This window comes from Streptomyces sp. NPDC107546, from assembly GCF_055639175.1.
On sequence record NZ_JBVKBA010000001.1, the window covers coordinates 70,007 to 94,358 of the forward strand.

Sequence of the window (24,352 nt, forward strand, 5' to 3'; positions counted from 1 at the left end):
GTACCGCCGTTCGGTCGGCTTCCCTCCCACGGGCGTGACCCCGGGCAGGCGCGATCCGTTCACCTGAGTGGCGGAACCCGTGCTCGGGTCGCGCCGCCGCATCGCTCACGACCCTCTCCGGGGCCGCCCACCCGGCTCCGGGCGCACCCCAGGCGTACCGAGCGCAGAGAAAGTCGCCTCATGCCCCTGCCCGCACCGTTCTCCGCCCCCGACGGCAACCGGCGTCCCCGCCACGGCCCCTCGGAGCCCCGGCCTTCGCGGGGCGCCCCACCGGCCGTGTCGTGGATGCCGGCCGGCACACCGGCTCCCGCCCCACCCGTCGACCGGCCCCAGACCGGCCCTGCGCCCCTGCCCGCTGCGCCGCGCCGAGTCGCCGACCTGCCGCCCGCCCACACCGCGCTGATCTGCGTCGCCCTACCCGGCCTTGTGATCTCCACGGATCAGGGGCAGCTGACGGGACAGGGCCTGGAGGGGTTCTACCGAGCGGGCCGGCGCGTGCTCTCCCGCTGTCAGGTGCGGGTGGCCGGGAGGGAGCCGCTTCCCGTGCAGGCCCGCATGGTCGCGGCCGACCGGGCCCGCTTCGTGGGGACGGTGCATGCGTCCCCCGACGCGGGACCGGATCCGGACGTCGTCGTGGAGCGCGTTCGGTTCGCCGACGGCACGGAGCGGATCACCCTGCACAGCGCGGCCCCGCGCGCGCTGCGGCTGCCGGTGGAGGTGGCCCTCGGCACGGACCTCGCGGAACTGGGGGAGATCGCCTCGGGCAGCACCGGACCAGAACTCCCTGCCACCGTCCATGCCTCCGGGCTGCGCTGGTCCTGTCACAAGGGCGACTGCGCGGTCACGGCCGCACCGCCCCCCACGGACGCCCTCGCCTCGGCGGGGCTCCTGCGCTGGGAGCTGGAACTGCCGCCCGGCGGGACGCGGAGCGTGGAGCTGCGGCTGCGGCCGGACGGCGCGGCCCCGGTCAGAGCGGTGGGACACGGGGCGGCGAGCCCGCTCGCACAGGCCCGGGCCACCGGGGACGACCCCCGAGTCCAGCCGCTGCTGGACACCTGTGTCGAGGACCTCAGGGCCCTGCTGCTCCGGGACCCCGCGCACCCTTCCGACATCCAGCTGGCGGCCGGAGCGCCGTGGCGCTGCGGCCCGGCGCCCGCGGAGTCCCTGGCGGCGGCCCGGATGACGCTGCCGCTCGGCACCCGGCTGGCCGCAGGCACGCTGCGGATCCTCGCCCGTACCCAGATCGGCGGCCCGGGCCTGCGGTCGGGCATGATCCCGGGGCCGCGCCGGGACGCTGGCGTGCATCTGCCACCGGGCTGCACGGGCACCGAGGCCACCCTGCTGTTCCCCGTGCTCCTCGCGGAAGCGTGGCGCTGGGGGCTTCCCGAGCGTGAGACGGAGGAGCTGCTGCCGGCGGCCGAGCACTGTCTGCGGTGGCTGCGCACCACCGTCGGTGACGGCGTCTACCTCCCCGACCCGCAGCCGGCCGGGCCGCTGCGCTGCGAGACCCAGGCGTACGCCCACCGCGCCGCGGTGGTCGGCGCCGACCTGCTCGACGCATGGGAGCGACCGGGCGGGGCGGAGCTGCGCGAATGGGCCGGGGAGCTGCGCGACGCGTTCTGCGAGGACTTCTGGATCGAGGACCGGTCGGGGGGCAGACCGGCGGCCGCTCGCACCCGCGACGGACGCCTCGTACCGCACCTCGGCGCGGGCGCCGCCCACCTCCTCGACACCGGGCTGCTCGGCTGCGGCACCCTGGCGTCCGGCCTGCTGGACAAGGTGCGCACCGAGCAGCTCGCGCGGTTGCTGGGCGGCCCCGCCATGGACTCGGGCTGGGGACTGCGCGGCCTGGCGGCCAGGGAGGCGGCGTACAACCCGTTCGGACACCGTGGGGGAGCGGTGCGCGTCCAGGAGACGGCGGTCGCCGTCGCGGGACTGGCCGCCGCCGGGTACGAGAAGGAGGCGGGCGGCCTGCTCGGGGGGATGCTGGCAGCGGCCGAGGCGTTCGGACACCGGCTGCCCGAGATGTTCGCAGGCGAGCCACGGGCGGAAGGCAGCGCGCCGCTGCCGCATCCGGCGGCCTGCAGGCCCGCCGCCACGGCGGCCGCCGCCGGGGTGCTGCTGCTCACCGCGCTCGCCGGAATCCGTCCCGACGCGCCCGCCGGGACGGTGACCCTGTGTCCGGTCCGCAGCGCCCCGCTGGGTGAGGTCGTCCTGACCGGACTGAGGCTGGCCGGTGCACCCTTCTCCGTGCGCGTGGGCCGGCTCGGGCTCGCCATGGTGGAGGAGGCCGCCGACGGGCTGCAGCTGGGGGTGTGACCTCGGATGACGTGGTGCGGCAGCACGGAGGACGGCTGTCGATGAGATCTGTATCGGACAGAAGTGGATCAGCCGTCGAAGCGGTCGCGGAAGGGAGTGTTTATCGTCAGGCAGACGACTATGATCGCGGCATGCCCTACGACCCGTCAGCCTTCCCGCCCTTCGCCGTCACCGTGGATCTGGTCGTGCTGACCGTACGCCGTCACGCCCTGTGTGCGCTGGCGGTGCGCAGGGGTGAGCCGCCCTTCCAGGGCCGGTGGGCGCTGCCGGGCGGCTTCGTCCGGGCTGACGAGGACCTGTCGCAGGCCGCCGCACGCGAGCTGGCCGAGGAGACGGGACTGCGGGCCCACGACCCGTCCGTACCGGTTCACGACAACGGCGCCCACCTTGAGCAACTGGCCACGTACGGCGACCCGAAGCGTGACCCGCGGATGAGGGTGGTGAGCGTCGCCCATCTCGCGCTCGCCCCCGACCTGCCCGCGCCCCGGGCCGGCGGTGACGCCAGCAACGTCCGCTGGGCGCCGGTCGAGGAGCTGCTCCAGCAAGGCGGGTACGGCCGCGCCGGTGAACCGGTGGCTCCGCTCGCGTTCGATCACGCGCAGATCCTCGCGGACGGCGTCGAGCGCGCCCGATCCAAGATCGAGTACTCCTCGCTGGCCACTGCCTTCTGCCCTCCCGAGTTCACCGTCGGTGAGCTGCGCAGGGTCTACGAGGCCGTGTGGGGCGTGGCGCTCGACCCGCGCAACTTCCACCGCAAGGTGACCGGTACGCCCGGCTTCCTCGTCCCCACGGGCGGCACGACGACCCGGCAGGGCGGCCGCCCCGCACAGCTCTTCCGGGCGGGCGGCGCCACGCTGCTCAACCCGCCGATGCTGCGTCCTGAGGTCTGACCGGCGGCATCACGGGGGCGCGACCCCCAGGGGCGGCTGCCGGAAGCCGGCCGTTGTCGGTGAGTTCCCGGCGCCGTCGGCGTCGGTCGTGGACCTCCGGTCGCCGACGTCAGCTCCGGACATATGTCCGATCACGTTATATCTGATCAAAGTGAGAGCCTGTCCGTCCGCAAGGTTCCCGAAAAAATGGGCATATCGCGCTATCTTGCTTCGAGTGATCCAGGCGATCGGATTGACCAGCACCCCCCGCAAGGACCTTCCGCCCGCCGTCGACGACGTGTCCTTCGAGGCCCACGCGGGCCACGTCACCGCGCTTCTGGGATCCTCGGGTGCGGGCAAGACGACGGCGCTCAGGCTCATGCTCGAACTTCGATCGGGCCGCGGCATCACCTACTTCCGGGGCCGTCCGCTGCACCGCATCGCCCACCCCGCCCGTGAGGTGGGCGTGCTGCTCGGCGACGTCCCCGGTCATCCCGCGCGCACGGTCCGCGGACAACTGCGCATGCTGTGCTCGGCCGCGGGAGTGCCGGCCCGGCGCGCCGACGAGGTCCTCGACGCGGTCGGACTCGTCGGCCTGCGCAACGAGCGCCTGGGCAACCTCTCGCGTGGCATGGACCGCCGCCTGGGCCTCGCCTGCGCCCTGCTCGCCGACCCGCACGCGCTGGTCCTCGACGACCCCGCGGGCGGGCTCTCCGCCCGTGAGGGGCGCTGGCTGCACGGTGCACTGCGCGCGCACGCCGCCCAGGGCGGCACCGTCCTGTTCACCACGGCCGACCCGAAGGAGGCGGCGCGCACCGCCGATCACGTCGTCACCCTCGACCAGGGCCGTCTCGTCGCCGACCAGCCGGCCGCCGACTTCGCCCGTACCCGGCTGCGGCCCCGCGTGGCCGTCCGCAGCCCGCACGCCGCCCGCCTCGGCGTCCTGCTGGCCAAGGAGGCACGGACCGCGCAGCGTTCGGTGGAGATCGTCCAGGAGGGCGGCAACCGGCTGTCGGTGTACGGCAGTACGTGTGCCGACATCGGCGAAACCGCCTTCCGGCACGGCATCCTCGTCCACCAACTCGCCGACGAGATCGGTGACATGGGGCCGACCGCCGGTGCCGAGGCCGCTCCGGGCCCGTCCGCCGGGGCACCCGAACCGGGCGACCTGCCCCCATTGTCGCCGCCCGTCGACGTCCGGTCCGTCCCGAGCCCCCTGCGCCCGCTGCGCTACGAACTGCGCCGCGCGGCCGGGATCGGCATCGGCTACGCCACCGCGGCCGCCGTCCTCGTCACCTCGGTCCTGCTCTCCATCCTCCTCGCCCGGGCCGGGCACACTCCCCAGCGCCGCCTGCTGGCCGCCTGGCCGCAACAGCTCCCGTTGCCGCCCGCGGCGCTCGGCGCCGGACTGCTGGGTGCCCACGCCTTCGGCGATGAGTTCCGACATCCCGCCCTGGCGGCGGCCCGCGGGACCGTCCCGCGCCGTCTGGGGCTGCTCGCCGCCAAACTCCTCGTCGCCGGGGCCACGGCGCTGGCGCTGGCCGTCCTGGCCGCCGTGTGCGACCTGGTGTCGCTCCACCTCCTCTACGGGCGGGAGGTAGCCCAGGTTCCCGCCGACCGGCTTCCGCTCGTGGCGAGTTGGTGCGGGCTGGTCGCGGGATGCGCCTGGGCCGGTGTGCTGGCCGCCGGTCTCTTCCGGTCCACGACCGCCGGGCTCGCCGCCGTCCTCGCGGTGCCTGTCGTCGTCGTACCCCTGGTCGAGAAGGCGCTGGCCGGGCCGTCCGTGCGGACCGCGACGGGCCTCGCCGAGCGGATGCCCGCCCTGATGCTGCTGCGGTGGCCCTTCGGCGGGGACAGGTACCTGGCCGCGGCGGCCCGCATGGTCGCCCAACCCGTGGGCGGGGCACTGACCTTGTCCCTGACCGCCCTGCTGTGTGCCTACCTGATCACAACCCTGCGCAGCAGAGCCCGATGAAACAGTGCGTGTCGATCCGGTCCCCCTGTGTCGCAACTCCCCTGAAAAGCGCCCATTTCTTTCCGATAAGGCGTCAATTGCGACGCCGTGAGCGATCACCCTTTCGTGTGCTTTTCACCAAAGACCTCAAGGGAGTTGGAGAGGGCGCCGACAAAGGATCCGTGAGTACCCTTGCGCACACCATGATGACCGCCGCCCGCTCAGCAGACTCCGGCCTGGCCGGACCGGGCGAACTCGACCGCTACCCCTACGCCGCGGCGCCCGCCGCCGACCGCGTCGGCGCCCCCTCGTGGGAGGGCGGGGAGCCGGACCTGGGGCGCGTCGGTCGGCGCCCCGCGGGCAGCCGCGGGCGCGGACTGCACGGCCAACTCGTCCAGCAGCTGGGCCAGATGATCGTCTCCGGGGACCTGGGTGCCGACCGCCCGCTGGTGCCCGAGGAGATCGGGCAGCGTTTCGAGGTCTCCCGGACCGTCGTCCGTGAATCGCTGCGCGTCCTGGAGGCCAAGGGCCTGGTCAGTGCGCGCCCGAACGTCGGAACACGCGTACGCCCCGTCAGCGATTGGAACCTCCTGGATCCGGACATCATCGAATGGCGTGCCTTCGGGCCGCAGCGCGACGACCAGCGCCGCGAGCTGAGCGAGCTGCGCTGGACCATCGAGCCGCTCGCCGCGCGCCTCGCCGCCGGGCACGGGCGCGAGGAGGTGCAGCAGAGGCTCGGCGACATGGTCGAGATCATGGGCCACGCCATGGGGCAGGGCGACTCCCTGACCTTCTCGCGCGCCGACGCGGAGTTCCACTCGCTGCTCATCCAGGTCGCCGGCAACCGCATGCTGGAGCACCTCTCGGGGATCGTCTCGGCCGCCCTCCAGGTCTCCGGCGGCCCGGTCACCGGGTGCGACCGCCCGAACGACGCGGCCCTGTCGCAGCACGCCCGCATCGTCGACGCGCTCGCCGCGGGTGACGGCGCGGCCGCCGAGGGCGCCATGCGGCAACTGCTCACCGTCCACCCCGAGGTGGAGCGCGTGGTGCCCGCGCCGCGCGAGCACTGACCGCACACCGTCGGCGATGCGAACAGGGGGGTGGGCGGCACCCGGCCCGCACGGCCGGTGGCCGCGGAGTGCCGTACGCCTGCCGTCGGACTCCGTCGGATCCTCCCGGGACCCGGCGGAGCCCGACGGAGACCGGCGCCCCGCCCCCGTGCCGGAGTGACACAGTCGTCGGGGATCCGGTGCCGGTCATGGGGTGACCCGGTGGCGACCGCGGGTCTCGGGCCGGCGACGGATTCCCGGGTATCGGATACGGATTCCCTGTGTCAGACGCGGCTTCCGGGATACGCGGTGGTGTGAAGCAGTCGACGGCCGAGCGTCGGCAGTGGCATCGGGCGATCACGTCTGCCCGCATCTGGACGTTTTTGAGCGGTTACGGGGTGTGATCCGGGCCACGTAGATTGGACGTAACGCTCTGCGGGGCTGCGCGATGACCTAAGAGGTGACAGCCGAGGAGGGAATACGGACGTCGTTCGCGGCGCTGTGCATCTTCCCGGCCCCCGCCCGCGCCGTCGGCCCATCCCCAAGCCGGCGGTCGGCTCCTGTCCGTTGTGGACGGGGCCGGAAGCCGTTTTCCAACGTTCCGAGAGGTTGTTCGTGTCGGCCAGCACATCCCGTACGCTCCCGCCGGAGATCGCCGAGTCCGTCTCTGTCATGGCTCTCATTGAGCGGGGAAAGGCTGAGGGGCAGATCGCCGGCGACGATGTGCGTCGGGCCTTCGAAGCTGACCAGATTCCGGCCACTCAGTGGAAGAACGTACTGCGCAGCCTCAACCAGATCCTCGAGGAAGAGGGTGTGACGCTGATGGTCAGTGCCGCAGAGCCCAAGCGCACCCGCAAGAGCGTCGCAGCGAAGAGTCCGGCCAAGCGCACCGCGACCAAGGCCGTCCCGGCGAAGACGGTGACCACCAAGAAGGACACCGCCCCCGCCGCCCCGGAGGTGCCGGTCGCCGACGATCCGGCTGAGGACGCGCCCGTCAAGAAGACTGCGGCCAAGAAGGCGGCGGCAGCGAAGAAGACGGTCGCGAAGAAGACCGTCGCCAAGAAGACGACCGCCAAGAAGACGACCGCCGCCAAGAAGGACGACGCCGAGCTGCTCGACGAGGACGTCATCGAGGAGACCCCCGTCAAGGCCGGCGAGGAGCCCGAGGGCGCGGAGAGCGCCGGCTTCGTGCTCTCCGACGAGGACGAGGACGACGCGCCCGCGCAGCAGGTCGCCGCGGCCGGCGCCACCGCCGACCCGGTCAAGGACTACCTGAAGCAGATCGGCAAGGTCCCCCTGCTCAACGCCGAGCAGGAGGTCGAGCTCGCCAAGCGCATCGAGGCCGGCCTCTTCGCCGAGGACAAGCTGGCCAACGCCGACAAGCTCGCCCCCAAGCTCAAGCGTGAGCTGGAGATCATCGCCGAGGACGGCCGCCGCGCCAAGAACCACCTCCTGGAGGCCAACCTCCGTCTGGTGGTCTCTCTGGCCAAGCGCTACACCGGGCGCGGCATGCTCTTCCTGGACCTCATCCAGGAGGGCAACCTCGGTCTGATCCGCGCGGTCGAGAAGTTCGACTACACCAAGGGCTACAAGTTCTCCACGTACGCCACCTGGTGGATCCGTCAGGCGATCACCCGGGCCATGGCCGACCAGGCCCGCACCATCCGTATCCCGGTGCACATGGTCGAGGTCATCAACAAGCTCGCACGCGTGCAGCGCCAGATGCTCCAGGACCTGGGCCGTGAGCCCACCCCGGAGGAGCTGGCCAAGGAGCTCGACATGACCCCGGAGAAGGTCATCGAGGTCCAGAAGTACGGCCGCGAGCCGATCTCGCTGCACACCCCGCTGGGCGAGGACGGCGACAGCGAGTTCGGCGACCTCATCGAGGACTCCGAGGCGGTCGTCCCGGCCGACGCGGTCAGCTTCACGCTGCTGCAGGAGCAGCTGCACTCCGTGCTCGACACGCTGTCCGAGCGCGAGGCGGGCGTCGTCTCCATGCGTTTCGGTCTCACCGACGGTCAGCCGAAGACCCTCGACGAGATCGGCAAGGTGTACGGCGTCACCCGTGAGCGCATCCGCCAGATCGAGTCCAAGACGATGTCGAAGCTGCGTCACCCGTCGCGCTCCCAGGTGCTGCGCGACTACCTCGACTAGCCCTCGGCCGTACGTCATCAGGGGCCGTCTCCTACGGGAGGTGGCCCCTTTGCGTGTGCGGGATGCGGCGAGCTGAATCACTGTGGGTGTTCTACGACCATCCGACAGTGAGGAGAGCGCATGCCTCGCCCCTACGTCCGATCCCTGGCGCTGGCGGCCGCAGCAGCCCTGATACAGCTGACGGCACCGGCGCCGGCGACGGCAGACAGCGTTGTCATCGGAGGGTTTCCGGTCGACATCTCCCAGAGCCCGTGGACGGTCGCCCTGTCCAGTCGTGACCGGTTCGGAGGTACCCGGGCGGGGCAGTTCTGCGGAGGCGTGGTGGTGGACCGCTCCACGGTCCTGACCGCCGCCCACTGTCTGAGCGCGGCCGTCCTTGGAGCACCGCCCGGGCGGGTGCGGGATCTGAAGGTGATCGCGGACCGTACGGACCTCACGTCCAGCCAGGGCGAGGAGATCCCCGTGACCTCAACATGGGTCAATCCGCAGTACAACAGCTACACGAACACCGGGGACTTCGGTGTGGTCACCCTGGCCACCCCGCTTCCCGCCAGCTCGGTCCTCCCCATGGCTCCCGCGGGGGATCCGGCCTATACGCCGGGCACGTCGGCGACGGTGTACGGCTGGGGGGACGTCACGGGGAATGCCACCTACACGAGCACCCTGCGGGCCGCCAGCCTCCAGGTCCTGACGGATGCGACCTGTGAGCGGGCGTACCCCGGAGGTCTGGACGGCAGATACGTCGCGTCCTCCATGCTGTGTGCCGGGGCGCCCGAAGGCGGCCATGACGCCTGTCAGGGGGACAGCGGAGGGCCGCTGGTCGCCAATGGGCGCCTGATCGGCGTGGTGTCCTGGGGGAGCGGCTGCGGGCAGCCGGGGCGACCTGGTGTCTACACGCGGGTCTCGGAGGCCGTCAAGGCGCTGGGGGGCGGGCACTGAGGGCGGCGCCGCCGGGCGCCGCCTCGCGCCGCGGGAAAGGGCACATCCGTGCGGGCTGTCGCCGGCACGGAGTGTGCGGTCGGTGTGCGTCACGCGGGCGCCGGCCCTGGGCGTCCTACGAGTGCGGGCGGCCACTCCCCGGATGGGGTGGCCGCCCGTTCACCGGCGGCGCTGCCGGTGTCGGCTCGTCGTGGACCCGAAGGGTCAGCGTTCCTCTTCGGACGCGTTCGCGGGAACGGAGGTGAGTCGTTCCGTCTCGTCCTGTATCTCAGCGGCGATCTTCTTGAGTTCCGGCTCGAACTTGCGGCCGTGGTGGGCGCAGAAGAGCAGTTCTCCGCCGCTCAGGAGGACGACGCGCAGGTACGCCTGGGCGCCGCAACGGTCGCAGCGGTCAGCGGCCGTCAGCGGGCTCGCGTGTGTCAGAACAGTAGTCACGTCGCCTCTTCTCTAGCTCGACGAGCTGTCGTACCAGGGTCAACATCCAACCAGGCCGAAAACGTTCCCGCTCGCGGCTTCCCCTCGAAAAAATCTTTCCGAGCCGGCTGTCTGCTGCCGGTTGGCGGCGAATGTGCCGTATTACGTCTCTTGTGTCGTACGGGTTCGCGCTGTGTGTCGGTTGTCCGTCCTCCCGGCGGGTTGCCGGTTGTGGATGAGGACGTGCCCCGAGGCTAAATGGTTCATGCCTCGAAGGGAACGTGATATGTACTTCACCCCCAACGAGGGATCGAACGTCCGTACGACTCTGGACTACTCTTAGGTGCCGACGAGGGTTGCGTTACAACGGCTCTACCAGGCCTCGGTACCCTCGGACCGGCGACCGAAGCCGGCCCTCACCCCAGGGGGTCCCATCTGAAATTCAGCGAGGAGCGAACCGCGTGACCGCCGAGACGTCCGTGCCGTCCACAGCGCTGCTGACCGGAGCAGACCGGGACGGTTCCAACTACACCGCGCGGCACCTGCTCGTCCTCGAAGGCCTCGAGGCCGTGCGCAAGCGCCCGGGCATGTACATCGGCTCCACCGACAGCCGGGGCCTGATGCACTGCCTCTGGGAGATCATCGACAACTCTGTCGACGAGGCCCTGGGCGGCTACTGCGACCACATCGAGGTGATCCTGCACGACGACGCCTCGGTGGAGGTGCGGGACAACGGCCGGGGCATCCCGGTCGACGTCGAGCCCAAGACCCGCCTGTCCGGCGTCGAGGTCGTGATGACCAAGCTGCACGCGGGCGGCAAGTTCGGCGGCGGCTCCTACGCGGCGTCCGGCGGCCTGCACGGCGTCGGCGCCTCTGTGGTGAACGCCCTCTCCGCGCGCCTGGACGTCGAGGTCGACCGTGCCGGTCACACGCACGCGATCAGCTTCCGGCGCGGTGTGCCGGGCGTCTTCGCCGCCGACGGCCCGGACGCGAAGTTCGAGGCCAAGAGCGGCCTGCACAAGACCAAGAAGATCCCCAAGACCCGCACCGGCACGCGCGTGCGCTACTGGGCCGACCGCCAGATCTTCCTCAAGGACGCCAAGCTCTCCCTGGAGACGCTGCACCAGCGCGCCCGCCAGACGGCGTTCCTGGTGCCCGGCCTCACCATTGTCGTGCGTGACGAGTACGGGCTCGGCGAGGGCGGCAGCAAGGGCGAGGAGTCCTTCCGCTTCGACGGCGGGATCAGCGAGTTCTGCGAGTACCTGGCGAGCGACAAGCCGGTCTGCGACGTCCTCCGCTTCTCCGGACAGGGCACCTTCAAGGAGACGGTCCCCGTCCTGGACGACCACGGCCAGATGACGCCCACCGAGGTCACCCGGGAGCTCGGCGTCGACGTCGCGCTGCGCTGGGGCACCGGTTACGACACGACGCTCAGGTCGTTCGTGAACATCATCGCCACCCCCAAGGGCGGCACCCATGTCGCCGGCTTCGAGCAGGCCGTCACCAGGACCATGAACGAGGTCCTGCGCGCCAAGAAGCTGCTGCGCGTCGCCGAGGACGACATCGTCAAGGACGACGCGCTCGAGGGGCTCACCGCGGTTGTCACGGTGCGCCTTGCCGAACCGCAGTTCGAGGGGCAGACCAAGGAGGTCCTCGGCACCTCCGCGGCGCGCCGCATCGTGACGAACGTGGTCTCCAAGGAGCTCAAGGCGTTCCTGACCTCCACGAAGCGTGATGCCGCCCAGCAGGCCAGGGTCGTCCTGGAGAAGGCCGTCGCCGCCGCCCGCACCCGTATCGCGGCGCGGCAGCACAAGGACGCCCAGCGCCGCAAGACGGCCCTGGAGTCCTCTTCGCTGCCCGCCAAGCTCGCCGACTGCCGCAGCGACGACGTCGACCGCAGCGAGCTGTTCATCGTCGAGGGCGACTCCGCGCTCGGCACGGCGAAGCTCGCGCGGAACTCCGAGTTCCAGGCGCTGCTGCCGATCCGCGGCAAGATCCTCAACGTCCAGAAGTCGTCCGTGACGGACATGCTGAAGAACGCCGAGTGCGGTGCGATCATCCAGGTCATAGGAGCCGGCTCTGGCCGCACGTTCGACCTCGACGCGGCCCGCTACGGCAAGATCATCATGATGACCGACGCCGACGTGGACGGTTCCCACATCCGCACCCTGCTCCTGACGCTGTTCCACCGCTACATGCGGCCCATGGTCGAGGCAGGCCGGGTGTTCGCCGCGGTGCCGCCGCTGCACCGCATCGAGCTGATCCAGCCGAAGAAGGGCCAGGACAGGTACGTCTACACGTACTCCGACCGCGAGCTGCGCGACAAGCTCCTGGAGTTCCAGAGCAAGGGCATCCGGTACAAGGACTCCATCCAGCGCTACAAGGGCCTCGGCGAGATGGACGCCGATCAGCTGGCCGAGACGACGATGGACCCGCGCCACCGCACGCTGCGACGGATCAACCTCTCCGACCTGGAAGCCGCCGAACAGGTCTTCGACCTCCTGATGGGCAACGACGTGGCACCGCGCAAGGAGTTCATCTCCAGCTCGGCGGCGACACTGGACAGGTCCCGCATCGACGCGTAGCCGCTGCGCCGGCCGGGGCAGCGGTGCCCGGGGGCCGGGAGGAGGCGCCTCGGCGTGCCTCCCGGCCGTATGCGGCTTGCTGACCGTGTTCGCGGGCTCTCCACCCCTGGGTGGAGCCGAGGCAGGCCCGAGATCCACCCACGTTCCACCCCGGCTCCGATCCACCGCCCCACCGGCTTCCGTAGCGTCGAAGGCGTCGACGGCACCCGCCGCGACAACGCCCTTCCTCGCCCACGGAGGCCACGATGTCCGGGCCCACCGACGCCCTGCTGATCACCGCCGCAGTCGTCCTGATCCTCGTGCGTCAGTTCCGAGCGCGCCGGATCTCGGCCGACCGGCGCTGGTGGGTCATCCCTGCCGTCCTGGCCTTCCTGGCCGTGCGCGAGCCCGGCGTGCTCGACCCCCAGCATCACGCCGAGTCCGCCCTCCTCGTCGGGGCCGAGCTGCTCATCGGGCTGGCCACGGGCGCCGGCTGGGCCTGGACGACCCGCATATGGACCGAGCCGGACGGCACGGTCTGGAGCCGCGGCACCAAGGCCGGCGTCGCGGTGTGGATCGTCGGCATCGGCCTGCGCGTCGGCCTCTTCGGCATCGGCGCGGCCCTCGGCGTCCACCAGAACAGCTCGGCCCTGTTCCTCGCCCTCGCCGCCACCCTTCTGGTGCGCAGCGGGATCCTGGTCTGGCGGTCGCGTTCCGTGTCCACCGCTCAGCTGCGGGGCCCGGCATGCGGTGACCGCGTGACCTCGCCCTTGAGGAAGGAGTCCGTGTGACGGAGTACGCGTGGACACGCTGGCCCTCCCAGGAGGCCCTGTCCCGCGCCGGCGTCTCCGCCGCCCGGCGCGGACTCGCCCGGATCGCACGGCTCGTCGCCCTCGGCATGCTCCTGTGGACGACGTTCACGGACGGCAGCCTGCGTTCGTGGGGCATCGCCGTGGCCGCGTTCGGAGTCCTGGTGTGCGCGGCAGGGGCGTGGGCTTTCTTCCGGGCCACCTTCCACCACCGGCTGTTGCCCTCGGTCGCCCTGCTCGTGGCGCTGCTCGCAATGGGTGCGACGGCGTACGTGGCGGACCTGCGCGTCGCCGCCATGGTTCTGTGGTGCGGCTGTGCCATCGGAGCCCTGGAGCGGCTGCCCCTCGCAGCCGCCGCGCCCGCCGCCGGCCTCGGTCTGGGGGCGTACGCGGCGGTCACCGACGACGCCTGGCTGACCACGGCGGTCACCGTCGTCGGGATCGCGCTCGCCGGCTATGTCCTGCGCCTCGACGCCGAGGCGCGCGGCAGCGCCCTGCGGCTGCTCGCCCACGAGAGGGCCGCGCGGGCGGCCGAGGCCGAGTCGGCGGCCCTGGCGGAGCGCGCGCGGATCGCACGGGAGATCCACGACGTACTGGCGCACAGCCTCTCGGCGCAGCTGGTGCATCTGGAGGCGGCCCGGCTGCTGATCGAGGCGGGGGCAGAACGCGAGACGATCCTGGAACGGGTCGTGGCGGCGCGGGGGATGGCCCGGGACGGGCTTGCCGAGACCCGGCAGGCGCTCTCCGCGCTGCGCGGAGAGATGTCCCCGCTCGAGGACTTCCTCAGCGAGCTCGTCTCCGCGTCGGACGGTGCCGACATCACCTTCTCGGGTGAGCGTCGGCCGCTGCCCGCCGAGGCCTCCCAGGCTGTCCGCAGGGTCGCTCAGGAGGCCCTGACCAACGTCCGCAAGCACGCTCCGGGCGCCAAGGTGCGCATACGGCTCGAGTACGCCGAGCACCAAGTCACGCTGGACGTCCGCGATTCGGGCGGTTCGCCGGGCGGGCTGGCCGGGTCGGGGGCCGGGTACGGTCTGCTGGGCATGCGGGAGCGTGCCGAGCTGCTGGGCGGCTCGCTGCAGGCAGGGCCCGGTGAGAAGGGATTCGTGGTGACGTTGAAGGTGCCCGTATGACGGAGGAGGAGAGCGCGAAGCCCGCCCGGGTGGTGGTGGCGGACGATCAGACGGTGGTGCGCGAGGGCATCGTGATGCTGCTCGGTCTGCTGCCCGGGATCGAGGTCGTCGGCGCCGCCGGGGACGGTGAGGAGGCGGTCCGGCTCGTCGCCGAGCTCGCCCCGGACGTGGTGCTGATGGACCTGCGCATGCCGCGCTGCGACGGCGTGGAGGCGACGCGGCGCATCCGCGCCGAGCACCCCGGAACCCAGGTCGTCGTGCTCACCACCTTCGGGGACGACGAGTCGCTGTTCCCGGCCCTCAGAGCCGGGGCGCGCGGCTATCTCACCAAGGACGCGGGCGGGGACGAGATCGTACGGGCCGTGCGGAGCGTGCTGTCCGGGGAGGCGGGGCTGTCGCCGAGCATCCAGCGGCGCCTGCTGGAGCGGCTGGCGGAGCCGGAGCCGGTGGCGGCCGCCCGGGCGCCGGACGGGCTCACCGCACGGGAGACCGAGGTGCTCGTACTGATCGCCGAAGGGCTGACCAACCCGGAGATCGCGCGCAGACTGCATGTTTCGACGGCCACCGTGAAGACCCACATCAACAATCTCTTCGCCAAGACAGGGCTCAAGGACCGTGCGCGGGCGGTGCGTTACGCGTATGCGACGGGGCTGGTCCGACCCCCGTCGCGGTGAGTCACCTGATGGGGTGAAGCGCGGAGGGAAGAAGGTCTGCGATCTTCCGGCTCTGTCCATGCTTGGGCATGAGGTCAAACCATGATCGTTCCCGCGGAGGCGGGGATGGTCCCGAGAGTTCGGTCGAGAAGTACCACGGCGGTGATCCGGCCTCGGCGAGCGCGGGAGCGGCCGGGCGGGCGGAGTACGACGACCCCTGGTACGACGCGCTCGCGTCCGGCTGGGGCGAGCTGGACGGGACGGGCGCCCCGGCCCCGGTCGTGCCCTCCGCACGCCGGGAGGACGAAGGCGCCGACCGCGTCGCCGACGTCTATCTGCAGGTGCGGCGCAGCGCGGCGTTCCGGGAGGTGCGCAGCCGGTACCGGAGGTTCGTGGTTCCAGGTCTCGTGGTCTTCTTCACCTGGTACGTGGGCTATGTGGTGACCGCCCAGACGGCACCGGGGTTGATGGCGCGACCGGTGGCGGGAGCCGTGAACGTGGCGATGCTGGCGGGGCTCGGGCAGTTCCTGACGACGTTCCTGTTCACGTGGGCGTACGCCCGGCACGCACGGTTGCGCAGGGACCGCGCCGCGCTCGATCTGCGCTGGGACACCCAGGAGTTGACACGGCCGCTCAGGGGTGGCGAGCGGTGAGCGGTCACCACCAGACGCCGGCGCTGCTGCTGTTCGGCGTGTTCGTCGCGATCACCCTGGCGATCACCACCTGGGTGAGCCGTGACCGGCACGGGTCGGCGGAGGAGTTCTACGCCGGCGGGCGGCTGTTCTCTCCGATGGAGAATGGTTTTGCCATCGCGGGCGACTACATGTCGGCAGCCTCCTTCCTGGGCGTGACGGGGCTCATCGCACTCTTCGGCTACGACGGGATTCTGTACGTGGTGGGCTTCCTCGTCGCCTGGCTGGTGGTGCTCTTCTTCGTCGCCGAACTGGTGCGCAACTGCGGGCGGTTCACGCTCGCCGACGTCGTCGCGGCACGAATGAGCGAGCGGCGGGTGCGGATCGCGGTGGGGTCGTCCTCCGTGACGGTGTCCGTGCTCTACCTGGTGGCACAGATGGTGGGTGCGGGCAGCCTCGTCGCGCTGCTCTTCGGGGGGACGAGCACGGCTGCGCGCGCCTGGACGGTGGTCGTCGTCGGCGCGCTCATGGTGATCTACGTGGCACTCGGCGGAATGCGGGCCACCACCTGGATCCAGATCGTCAAGGCGGTCCTGCTGCTCGGCGGTACGGTCGCGCTGACGGCTGCGCTGCTGGTGCGGTTCCACGGGGACGTCGACGCGTTGCTGCGCACGGCGGCGGAGCGGAGCGGGCACGGGGACGCCTTCCTCGCCCCCGGGCTGAAGTACGGCGGTGACTGGACCGCCCGGATCGACTTCGTCAGCCTGGGCCTGGCGCTGGTGCTGGGCACGGCCGGGCTGCCGCACATCCTTTCCCGCTTCTACACCGTGCCGACCGCGCGTGCCGCCCGCCGTTCGGTCGTCTGGTCGGTCGGGCTCATCGGCGGTTTCTACCTGATGACGATCGTGCTGGGTTTCGGCGCGGCCGCCGTCGTCGGGCCGGACGCCGTGCGCGCGTCGAACGAGGCCGGGAACACGGCGGTGCCGCTGCTGGCGCAGCGACTGGGCGGCGGTGCGGACACCACCGGGGGGACGGTGTTGTTCGCCATGGTCGCCGCGATCGCCTTCGCCACGATCCTCGCCGTCGTCGCCGGGATCACCCTCGCCGCCTCGGCCGCCGTCGCCCACGACCTCTATCCCTCACTGCGGCGCCGTAGCAGCAAGGCCCACAGCGAGGTGGCGGTGGCGCGAGCCGCCGCCGTCGGTATCGGCGTGGTCGCGATCGCCCTCGGCCTGCTGGTCCGCGACCTCAACGTGGCGTTCCTGGTGGGGCTCGCCTTCGCGGTCTCGGCGTCGGCGAATCTGCCGGTGCTGATGTACACGCTCTTCTGGCGCGGCTTCACCGCGCGCGGAGCCGTCTGGGCGGTCTACGGCGGACTCGTGCCCGCACTGGGGCTCGTGCTGCTGTCCCCGGTAGTCTCGGGAAGCCCCGGATCGCTGTTCCCGGCCGTGGACTTCCAGTACTTCCCGCTGCAGAACCCCGGCCTCGTCTCCATCCCGCTCGGCTTCCTCGCGGGCTGGCTCGGCACGGTCACCTCGCCTGAGGCGCCGGACGAGGCCAAGTACGCGGAGACCGAGGTGCGGTCGCTGACGGGCGCCGGCGCGGTGTGACAGATGGTCGCCCCGCCGACGTACGGGCGCGGCGGGGCGCCCTTTCACGTTTTAAGGCGCCACCCACGCGTACCGGTGCTCGGGCCGCCCCGTGTCGCCGTACTTCAGGGACAGCCGCAGTCGGCCCGCCTGTTCCAGGTGCCGCAGATAACGCTGGGCGGTGGAGCGGCTCAGGCCCGTCCTGGCCGCCACCTCGTGCGCGGAGAGCGCCTGGCCGGCCCGGTGCAGCACCTCGCAGATGAGGTCCGTCGTCGGTTCGGAGTGGCCGCTGGGCAGTCTCGGCGACGAGACCGCGGGTGTGGTCCGCAGGGCGCCGAAGATCCGGTCCACCTGCTCCTGGCCGGCCACGCCCCGGCCGCCGACGCGGTCGACGGTGCGGCGCAGGGCGGCGTAGGAGTCGAGGCGGGTGCGCAGGGCCGCGAAGGTGAACGGTTTGACCAGGTAGTGCAGGGCGCCCAGACGCATGGCGGCCTGGACGGTCGCCACGTCGCCGGCAGCGGTGATCATGATGACGTCGGTGCCGTGACCGCGCTCGCGCATGCGGTGGACCAGTTCGAGCCCCGTCTGGTCGGGCAGGTAGTGGTCGAGCAGCACCAGGTCGATCGGGGCGCGTTCCACCGCGGCGAGCGCCTGGGCAGCGCTGTGCGCGCGGGCGGCGACCCGGAAACCGGGAACCTTTCCCACGTACTTGGCGTTGATCTCGGCGACACGGAAGTCGTCGTCCACGACCAGGACGTCAATCATCGGGCCTCTTTCTCCCAAGGCCATGCGGGCGTTACGCCCGTGTTTCGGCTCCGCAGTTGTAGCGCGAGCAAAATGAGCACAACAGACTCTTGCAAGCAGAAGTCGAGGTTGCGCCCAGAAGACTCCTGCCGTGGCCCGCGCCACACCTACCGTCCCGGGCCATGAGCGCACAGACCAGCCCCGCCATCGAGCTACGGGGCGCGAGCAAGACCTTCCGGACCCCGTCAGGCGGTCTGCACACGGCCGTCAGGGACCTGGACCTGACCGTCGGGCGCGGCGAGTTCGTCGCCGTCGTCGGCCCCACCGGATGCGGCAAGTCGACGACCCTGACCCTGGTCAGCGGCCTGGAGGAGCCCACCGAGGGCGAGGTCCTGGTCGCCGGCGAGCCGGTCTCGGGAGTCGGCGACAAGGTCGGTTTCGTCTTCCAGCAGGACGCCACGTTCCCCTGGCGCACGGTCCTGTCCAACGTCATGGCGGGTCCGCGCTTCCGGGGCGTGTCCAAGGCGGAGGCCAGGCAGAAGGCCCGTGAGTGGCTGGCCCGGGTGGGGCTCGCGGCCTTCGAGGACCGCTACCCGCACCAGCTCTCCGGCGGCCAGCGCAAGCGTGTCGCCCTCGCCGCCACCTTCGTCAACGACCCCGAGATCCTGCTGATGGACGAGCCGTTCTCGGCGCTCGACGTGCAGACCCGGGCGCTGATGTCGGACGAGTTGCTGGAGTTGTGGGAGGGCACGGGCGCCTCCGTCGTCTTCGTCACCCACGACCTGGAGGAGTCGATCGCGCTGGCCGACAAGGTCGTCGTGATGACCGCAGGACCCGCCACCGTGAAGCAGGTCTTCGACATCGACCTGCCCCGGCCGCGCAAGGTGGAGTCGGTGCGCCTCGAGCCGCGGTTCATCGAGATCTACCGCGAGATCTGGGAGTCCCTGGGTGAAGAGGTCCGCATCACGCGCGAGAGGGGTGCCGCCCATGTCGCCTGAGGTCATCTCCGCGCCCGCTCCCGTCGACACGCCCAAACCCGACCGAGCTCATTCACGCGCGCGTGCGGCCCGCAGACGCAAGGCCGTCGTCCTGCTCGTCCGCGTGCTGCTCCTGGTCGCCGTGCTCGGCCTCTGGGAGGTGCTCTCCCGGGGCAAGGTCATCGACCCGTTCAACTTCTCGATGCCGTCGAAGATCTGGGACCAGATCTCCACCTGGGTGATGCACGGCACCGCGCAGGGAGCGCTCGGCGAACAGATCTGGGTCACGCTCCACGAGGCGCTGCTCGGCTGGATCATCGGCGTGATCGCCGGTGTCGTCTTCGGTATCGCGCTGGGCCGGATCGCCTTCCTCGCCGATGTCCTCGGTCCCTACATCAAGGTGCTCAACTCCATTCCCAGGATCGTCCTCGCCCCGATCTTCGTGATCTGGTTCGGGCTCGGACCGTCCTCCAAGGTCGCCTCCGCCGTCGTCCTGGTCTTCTTCCCGGTCTTCTTCAACGCCTTCCAGGGTGCCCGCGAGGTCGACCGCAACCTCGTCGCCAACGCCCGCATCCTGGGCGCCAGTGACCGCAGGGTGACACTCCAGGTCGTCATCCCGTCGGCCACCTCGTGGATCTTCACCAGCCTCCACGTCAGCTTCGGCTTCGCGCTCATCGGCGCCATCGTCGGCGAGTACATCGGCGCGACGAAGGGCATCGGCCTGCTCGTCGCCCAGTCCCAGGGCACCTTCAACGCGGCCGGTGTCTACGCCGCGATGGTCATCCTCGCGGTCGTCGCGCTGGTGGCCGAGGGGCTGCTCACCTTCGCCGAGCGCCGCATCTTCCGCTGGAAGCCGTCGGACTCCGGGCACTGACCTGTCCCGAAGGCCCCGGTCAACACCCCCCTCATCGCCTGCAGTTTCCTCCCGCACCGCCCTCTCACAAGGACGTGAACCACCATGCGCAAGTCCGCCAGAATCGCCGCCCTCGCCGCGGCCGGCCTGCTCGCCGTCACCTCGCTCACCGCCTGCGCCAACGACGCGGCCACCACCGCCTCGTCGGACTCCGGCAGCAAGGGCGACGGCAAGGGCGAGAAGGTCAAGATCATGGTGGGTGGCCTGGACAAGGTCATCTACCTGCCCGCCATGCTCACCCAGCGGCTCGGCTACTTCGACGTCGAGGGTCTCGACGTGGAACTGCTGAGCGAGCCGGCCGGCGTGCAGGCCGAGACCGCCCTCGTCTCCGGCCAGGTCCAGGGTGCCGTCGGCTTCTACGACCACACGCTCGACCTGCAGACCAAGGGCAAGAACGTCGAGTCCGTGGTGCAGTTCTCGCACGCGCCCGGCGAGGTGGAGATCGTCTCCGACAAGCGCGCCAAGGACATCACCTCGCCCAAGGACTTCAAGGGCAGGAAGCTCGGCATCACCGGCCTCGGCTCCTCGACCGACTTCCTCACCAAGTACCTCGCGGTCAAGAACGGTGTACAGGTCAGCGAGTTCAGCCCGGTCGCCGTCGGCGCCGGTCCGACGTTCATCTCCGCCCTCCAGCAGGGCTCCATCGACGCCGGCATGACCACGGACCCGACCGTCGCCACGGTCCTGCAGAAGAACCTCGGCCAGGTGCTCGTCGACATGCGGACACCGCAGGGGTCGCAGGAGGCACTGGGCGGCCCGTACCCGTCATCGAGCCTGTACATGCAGACCGACTGGGTCAACAGTCACAAGGACACCGTCCAGAAGCTCGCCAACGCGTTCGTCAAGACCCTCAAGTGGATGTCCACACACTCCGCGAACGAGATCGCCGCCAAGATGCCGGCCGACTACTCGCAGGGCAACAAGACGCTCTACGCGAGCGCCATCAAAAGCACGCTCCCGATGTTCACCAAGGACGGCGTGATGCCCGAGGACGGCCCACAGACCGTCGAGAAGGTCCTCAAGGCGTTCAACCCCAACATCAAGAACGCCACGATCGACCTCGGCAAGACGTACACCACGGAGTTCGTGAAGAAGGCCACGGGCTGAGCCCGACGGCCGTGCCTCAGGCGCGGGTCGCCCACACGTAGCGGTGTTCTGGGCGGCCCGCGTCGCCGTATTTCAGGGTCAGCGTGGCCCGTCCCGTGCGCTCCAGGAGCTTCAAGTAGCGCTGGGCGGTCTGGCGGCTCAGCCCGGTCCGCTCGGCGATCTCCTGGGCGGACAGCGGCCCCGGTGCGTCCACCAGGGCACGGCGTACCAGCTCCGCCGTCGTCGCCGAGTGCCCCTTGGGCAGCCCCGGCTCCGAACCCGCCGACAGAGCGCCGAAGATCCGGTCGACCTCCGCCTGCTCGGCCTCACCACCGCCGTCGAGGGTGCGCCGCAGTTCGGCGTACGCCTCCAGCTTGGCGCGCAGGCCCGCGAAGGCGAACGGCTTGACCAGGTACTGGAGCGCGCCGTGCCGCATCGCGGCCTGGACGGTCTGGATGTCACGGGCCGCCGTCACCATGATCACATCCGTCTGATGGCCGCGTCGGCGCATCTCCTGCACGACCGCGAGCCCGGTCTCGTCGGGCAGGTAGTGGTCCATCAGCACCAAGTCGAGGTGGGGCAGCGTCTCCATCTGCCGCAGCGCGTCGGCCGCGTTGTGCGCCTGGCCGGCCACCCGGAAGCCGGCGACCTTCTCCACATACGCGGCGTTCACCCGGGCGACCCGGGGGTCGTCGTCCACGACCAGTACGTCGATCGGCCGGGTCATCGCGACTCCTCCTCGGGGATCGGGGCAGGTGTGTCCGGGGCCGGCGCCCTGTCCGCCGGTGTCCGATGCGCGGGGACGAGGACCCCGCGGTCTGCGGCGGCCGGTTCCGGTCCCTCGAGCGCCTCGGGGAGGACGACGACGAACTCCGCGCCTCCTCCGTCCGCCTCGGTCACCCGGGCGCTGCCTCCCTGGCGTTCGGCGAGCCGGCGCACCAGGGACAGCCCGATGCCGCGCTTGCCGTGCGCCGGGGGCTGCTTGGTGGACCACCCGTCCGTGAAGACCAGCTCCCGCCGCTCGGCGGGTATTCCGGGACCTGTGTCGCGCACCCTGAGGACCGCCGTGCGCCCCTCCGCGCGCAGCTCGACCTCCACGCGCGCGTGCGGAGTGCCCGCGACGGCGTCGAGTGCGTTGTCGACCAGGTTCCCGACGATCGTGACCAGACCTCTGGGATCGATCAACCGGTCCGGCAGCAGTGTCCGGTCCGCGATCCACAGGGCCACCCCGCGCTCGCCGGCGACCGTGGCCTTGCCCACCAGCAGGGCCGCGAGCAGCGGATCGTGGATCTTTTCGGTGACCTGTTCCGCCGTGGCCCTGTGGTCGCCCACGACCTCGCCGACGAACTCCACGGCGTCCTCGTACATGTCCAGTTCCAGCAGTCCCAGAAGTGTGTGCATGCGGTTGGCGTGCTCGTGGTCCTGTGCGCGCAGGGCGTCGATCAGACCGCGTGTGGAGTCCAGTTCGCGGCCCAGCTGCTCCAGCTCGGTGCGGTCCCGCAGGGTGGCGACGGCGCCTCCGTCGTCGGTGGGCATGCGGTTGGCGACGAGGACCCGGTGCCCGCGCACGGTGAGCAGGTCGGTGCCCGTGACCCGTCCGGCCAGCACATCGGTCGTACGGCCCTCGCCGAGCGCGTCGTCGAGGGAGCGACCGACGACCTCGTCACCTATGCCCAGCAGGCGCTGCGCCTCGTCGTTGACCAGACGCACCCGCCCCTCGCGGTCCAGGGCGACGACGCCCTCCCTGATGCCGTGCAGCATCGCCTCGCGCTCGGCGAGCAGTGCGGAGATGTCCGAGAAGGCGAGGTCACGGGTCTGCCGCTGAACCCTGCGCGAGATCAGATAGGCGGCCAGCGCACCGATCGCCAGGGCCGCGCCCGCGTACGCGAACAGCTCCGGGATCGCGTGGATCAGCCGGGCCCGGACGCTGTCGTACTCGATGCCCACGGAGACCGCCCCGATGATCTGGCCGTGGGCGTCCCGCAGCGGCACCTTGCCGCGGGCCGAGCGGCCCAGGGTGCCGCTGTCGATCTGCATGATCTCCCTGCCGGCCAGGGCCTCGCTCGGGTCGGTGGAGACGATCTTGCCGATCTGCCAGGTGTCCGGGTGCGACCAGCGCACGCCCCTTGTGTTCATCACCACGACGTACTCGGCGTGGCTGGCCTTGCGGATGCGTTCGGCCTCCGCCTGCACGGGCCCGTCGGGTGACGGCCGCGTCGTTCGCAGATCCCTGGCGATCTGCGGCTGGGCCGCCGTGGTCTGCGCGATCGCCAGGGCCCGGCGCATCGCCTGGTCGTCCAGCAGACGGCTGAGCGGCGCCAGGAACAGCCCGGTGGCGAGCACGGCCACGCCCGCGGCGATCGCCACCTGCATCAGCAGGACCTGCGAGAACATCCGCCGCGGCAGACCGAGACGCAGTCGTCGTGCAGGGGCAGAGGGGCTCATGGGTACGACGGTACGGGGACGGGCGCGCCGTGCCGTAGGGGTGTGGCGTGGATCTCCTGTGCGGTGCGGGTGCCGCCCGTCACGGGGAGCCGCCCTCGTCCCGCGCGGAGCCCGCGCCTCAGCAGTGCGCCGGGTGGACGGTGACCGCGGTGCGCAGCTCGCGCACCGACACCACGTCCATCCGCGCCGGGGAACCCAGCACCGAGCCGCAGCTCTCCGGGCGCGGCGGCAGCGAGGCGCCCTGGGCCACGACGACGCGCCACAGGCGGCCGTCGGTGTGGGCGACGGTGACCTTCCAACGGGGCGCCGCGCCGTCGGTGCGCAGGACCGTCAGCGCTCCCGCCGCGTACTCCTGGGCCGCCGTGCGCACCGCGAGCTCCGCGGCCTGCGCGGGCCGCTCCCAGGCGGAGCTGCCGCGGCATCTCTCGACCACGACCCGCCCTTCGCGCACGGCCTGGAGGACCTCCTTGACGTGGGCGGCCTGGGCCCGCCCGTACGCGTATCCGAACGGCAGGACGAGCACTGTGGGGGAGAAGCGGTGGCCGCCGAGGTGGGTGACCTCCCAGACGCCGCGGACGCCGGAGGCGGACAGCTCGGCCGCGAGGGGACGGCCGAGGAGTGCGCAGCAGCGGTCGCGCCTGCCGTTGGTGCAGACGAAGGCGAGCGGGTCGCCGCTGTGCGGCCGTCCCTGGAGGACCGAGTCGAAGCTGCGCGGGTCGCCTGTGCCGAGGGCGGCGAAGTCCAGGTCGAGCAGCCGCTCCGGCGCGGAGGTCGTGGCAGCGTGCAGCCAGACGTTTCCGGGCACGGTGTGCGCCACGTAGACCTGCCGTTCGGCGGGCGTGCCGCAGTCGGCGTGCCGCCCGGGGCGGCGAATGAGCGCGATCCGTACGCCGGTGCACTCAGCGGCCGCTTCCAGGGCGCGGCCGAGCGCCCGGCCCAGGTGGCTGGAGGTGAGCGCCTTGGGACCCCAAGGGCCGGGCTGTTCCAGGAGCAGCCAGGTCCTCGCGGTCGCCGCGGTACCCGCGAGGGGCTCGTCGAGGTCCCGGGACGCGGTCGTGCACGTACTCACAGAGGTGAGCCTAACCTGACTTGGCGAGCGGTGAGCGCCGGGC

20 protein-coding genes are annotated in these 24,352 nt (G+C 71.4%); 15 read left to right on the forward strand and 5 right to left on the reverse strand.

Features of this window, described 5'->3' with window-relative positions; translation table 11 throughout:
* The first annotated feature begins 180 nt into the window (after positions 1-180).
* From ACZ7L1_RS00290 to ACZ7L1_RS00315, 6 genes are all read left to right on the forward strand, one after another.
* On the forward strand, positions 181-2,319 hold the full coding sequence (locus ACZ7L1_RS00290; RefSeq protein WP_471432948.1) for a glycogen debranching N-terminal domain-containing protein: 2,139 nt from the start codon (positions 181-183) through the stop codon (positions 2,317-2,319).
* A gap of 131 nt (positions 2,320-2,450) precedes the next feature.
* Complete coding sequence (locus tag ACZ7L1_RS00295; RefSeq protein WP_471432949.1) at positions 2,451-3,209, forward strand: NUDIX hydrolase; 759 nt, start codon at positions 2,451-2,453, stop codon at positions 3,207-3,209.
* A gap of 214 nt (positions 3,210-3,423) precedes the next feature.
* Positions 3,424-5,163: an ABC transporter ATP-binding protein gene (locus ACZ7L1_RS00300; protein WP_471433509.1), complete on the forward strand. Its 1,740-nt coding sequence runs from the start codon at positions 3,424-3,426 to the stop codon at positions 5,161-5,163.
* A gap of 161 nt (positions 5,164-5,324) precedes the next feature.
* Positions 5,325-6,212, forward strand: coding sequence for a FadR/GntR family transcriptional regulator (locus ACZ7L1_RS00305; protein ID WP_471432950.1), 888 nt, complete (start codon positions 5,325-5,327; stop codon positions 6,210-6,212).
* A 594-nt stretch (positions 6,213-6,806) separates the two neighbouring features.
* Positions 6,807-8,345, forward strand: coding sequence for an RNA polymerase sigma factor (locus ACZ7L1_RS00310; RefSeq protein WP_471432951.1), 1,539 nt, complete (start codon positions 6,807-6,809; stop codon positions 8,343-8,345).
* Positions 8,346-8,465: 120 nt separating this feature from the next.
* On the forward strand, positions 8,466-9,284 hold the full coding sequence (locus tag ACZ7L1_RS00315; protein WP_471432952.1) for a serine protease: 819 nt from the start codon (positions 8,466-8,468) through the stop codon (positions 9,282-9,284).
* A 204-nt stretch (positions 9,285-9,488) separates the two neighbouring features.
* Here the strand turns inward: ACZ7L1_RS00315 and ACZ7L1_RS00320 are convergent, their stop codons facing one another.
* A complete protein-coding gene (locus tag ACZ7L1_RS00320) occupies positions 9,489-9,719 on the reverse strand; it encodes a DUF7455 domain-containing protein (RefSeq protein WP_388991601.1) in 231 nt (76 codons plus the stop codon).
* 440 nt (positions 9,720-10,159) lie between these two features.
* Here ACZ7L1_RS00320 and ACZ7L1_RS00325 point away from each other — a divergent pair, with 440 nt between their 5' ends.
* The 6 genes from ACZ7L1_RS00325 (at position 10,160) to ACZ7L1_RS00350 (ending at position 17,096) form a co-directional block, all read left to right on the forward strand.
* Positions 10,160-12,283, forward strand: coding sequence for a DNA gyrase/topoisomerase IV subunit B (locus ACZ7L1_RS00325; protein WP_471432953.1), 2,124 nt, complete (start codon positions 10,160-10,162; stop codon positions 12,281-12,283).
* Between the two features lie 245 nt (positions 12,284-12,528).
* Positions 12,529-13,053: a DUF1453 domain-containing protein gene (locus ACZ7L1_RS00330; protein ID WP_471432954.1), complete on the forward strand. Its 525-nt coding sequence runs from the start codon at positions 12,529-12,531 to the stop codon at positions 13,051-13,053.
* Positions 13,050-14,201, forward strand: a complete 1,152-nt coding sequence (locus ACZ7L1_RS00335) for a sensor histidine kinase (RefSeq protein ID WP_471432955.1) — start codon at positions 13,050-13,052, stop codon at positions 14,199-14,201. Before ACZ7L1_RS00330 ends, ACZ7L1_RS00335 begins: the two co-directional genes overlap by 4 nt.
* Complete coding sequence (locus ACZ7L1_RS00340) at positions 14,198-14,875, forward strand: response regulator transcription factor (protein ID WP_471432956.1); 678 nt, start codon at positions 14,198-14,200, stop codon at positions 14,873-14,875. The genes ACZ7L1_RS00335 and ACZ7L1_RS00340 overlap by 4 nt, the downstream gene beginning before the upstream one ends.
* A 68-nt stretch (positions 14,876-14,943) precedes the next feature.
* Positions 14,944-15,507, forward strand: a complete 564-nt coding sequence (locus ACZ7L1_RS00345; RefSeq protein ID WP_471432957.1) for a DUF485 domain-containing protein — start codon at positions 14,944-14,946, stop codon at positions 15,505-15,507.
* Positions 15,504-17,096, forward strand: a complete 1,593-nt coding sequence (locus tag ACZ7L1_RS00350; protein WP_471432958.1) for a solute symporter family protein — start codon at positions 15,504-15,506, stop codon at positions 17,094-17,096. Before ACZ7L1_RS00345 ends, ACZ7L1_RS00350 begins: the two co-directional genes overlap by 4 nt.
* A gap of 51 nt (positions 17,097-17,147) precedes the next feature.
* Here the strand turns inward: ACZ7L1_RS00350 and ACZ7L1_RS00355 are convergent, their stop codons facing one another.
* Positions 17,148-17,840 (reverse strand): response regulator, encoded by a 693-nt coding sequence (locus ACZ7L1_RS00355; protein WP_471432959.1) that lies wholly within the window; start codon positions 17,838-17,840, stop codon positions 17,148-17,150.
* Between the two features lie 161 nt (positions 17,841-18,001).
* Between ACZ7L1_RS00355 and ACZ7L1_RS00360 the strand changes: the two genes are divergently transcribed.
* The 3 genes from ACZ7L1_RS00360 to ACZ7L1_RS00370 all read left to right on the forward strand — a co-directional run bounded on the left by ACZ7L1_RS00360 (position 18,002) and on the right by ACZ7L1_RS00370 (position 20,816).
* The gene (locus ACZ7L1_RS00360; RefSeq protein WP_471432960.1) at positions 18,002-18,817 is read left to right on the forward strand and encodes an ABC transporter ATP-binding protein; all 816 of its coding nucleotides are present in this window, start codon (positions 18,002-18,004) and stop codon (positions 18,815-18,817) included.
* Complete coding sequence (locus tag ACZ7L1_RS00365; RefSeq protein WP_471432961.1) at positions 18,807-19,670, forward strand: ABC transporter permease; 864 nt, start codon at positions 18,807-18,809, stop codon at positions 19,668-19,670. The genes ACZ7L1_RS00360 and ACZ7L1_RS00365 overlap by 11 nt, the downstream gene beginning before the upstream one ends.
* An 84-nt stretch (positions 19,671-19,754) precedes the next feature.
* Positions 19,755-20,816, forward strand: coding sequence for an ABC transporter substrate-binding protein (locus ACZ7L1_RS00370; protein ID WP_471432962.1), 1,062 nt, complete (start codon positions 19,755-19,757; stop codon positions 20,814-20,816).
* 16 nt (positions 20,817-20,832) lie between these two features.
* Here the strand turns inward: ACZ7L1_RS00370 and ACZ7L1_RS00375 are convergent, their stop codons facing one another.
* From ACZ7L1_RS00375 to ACZ7L1_RS00385, 3 genes are all read right to left on the reverse strand, one after another.
* Positions 20,833-21,522, reverse strand: coding sequence for a response regulator (locus tag ACZ7L1_RS00375; protein ID WP_471432963.1), 690 nt, complete (start codon positions 21,520-21,522; stop codon positions 20,833-20,835).
* Complete coding sequence (locus ACZ7L1_RS00380) at positions 21,519-23,240, reverse strand: ATP-binding protein (protein ID WP_471432964.1); 1,722 nt, start codon at positions 23,238-23,240, stop codon at positions 21,519-21,521. The genes ACZ7L1_RS00375 and ACZ7L1_RS00380 overlap by 4 nt, the downstream gene beginning before the upstream one ends.
* A gap of 118 nt (positions 23,241-23,358) precedes the next feature.
* On the reverse strand, positions 23,359-24,309 hold the full coding sequence (locus ACZ7L1_RS00385; protein ID WP_471432965.1) for a sucrase ferredoxin: 951 nt from the start codon (positions 24,307-24,309) through the stop codon (positions 23,359-23,361).
* Positions 24,310-24,352: the final 43 nt, after the last annotated feature.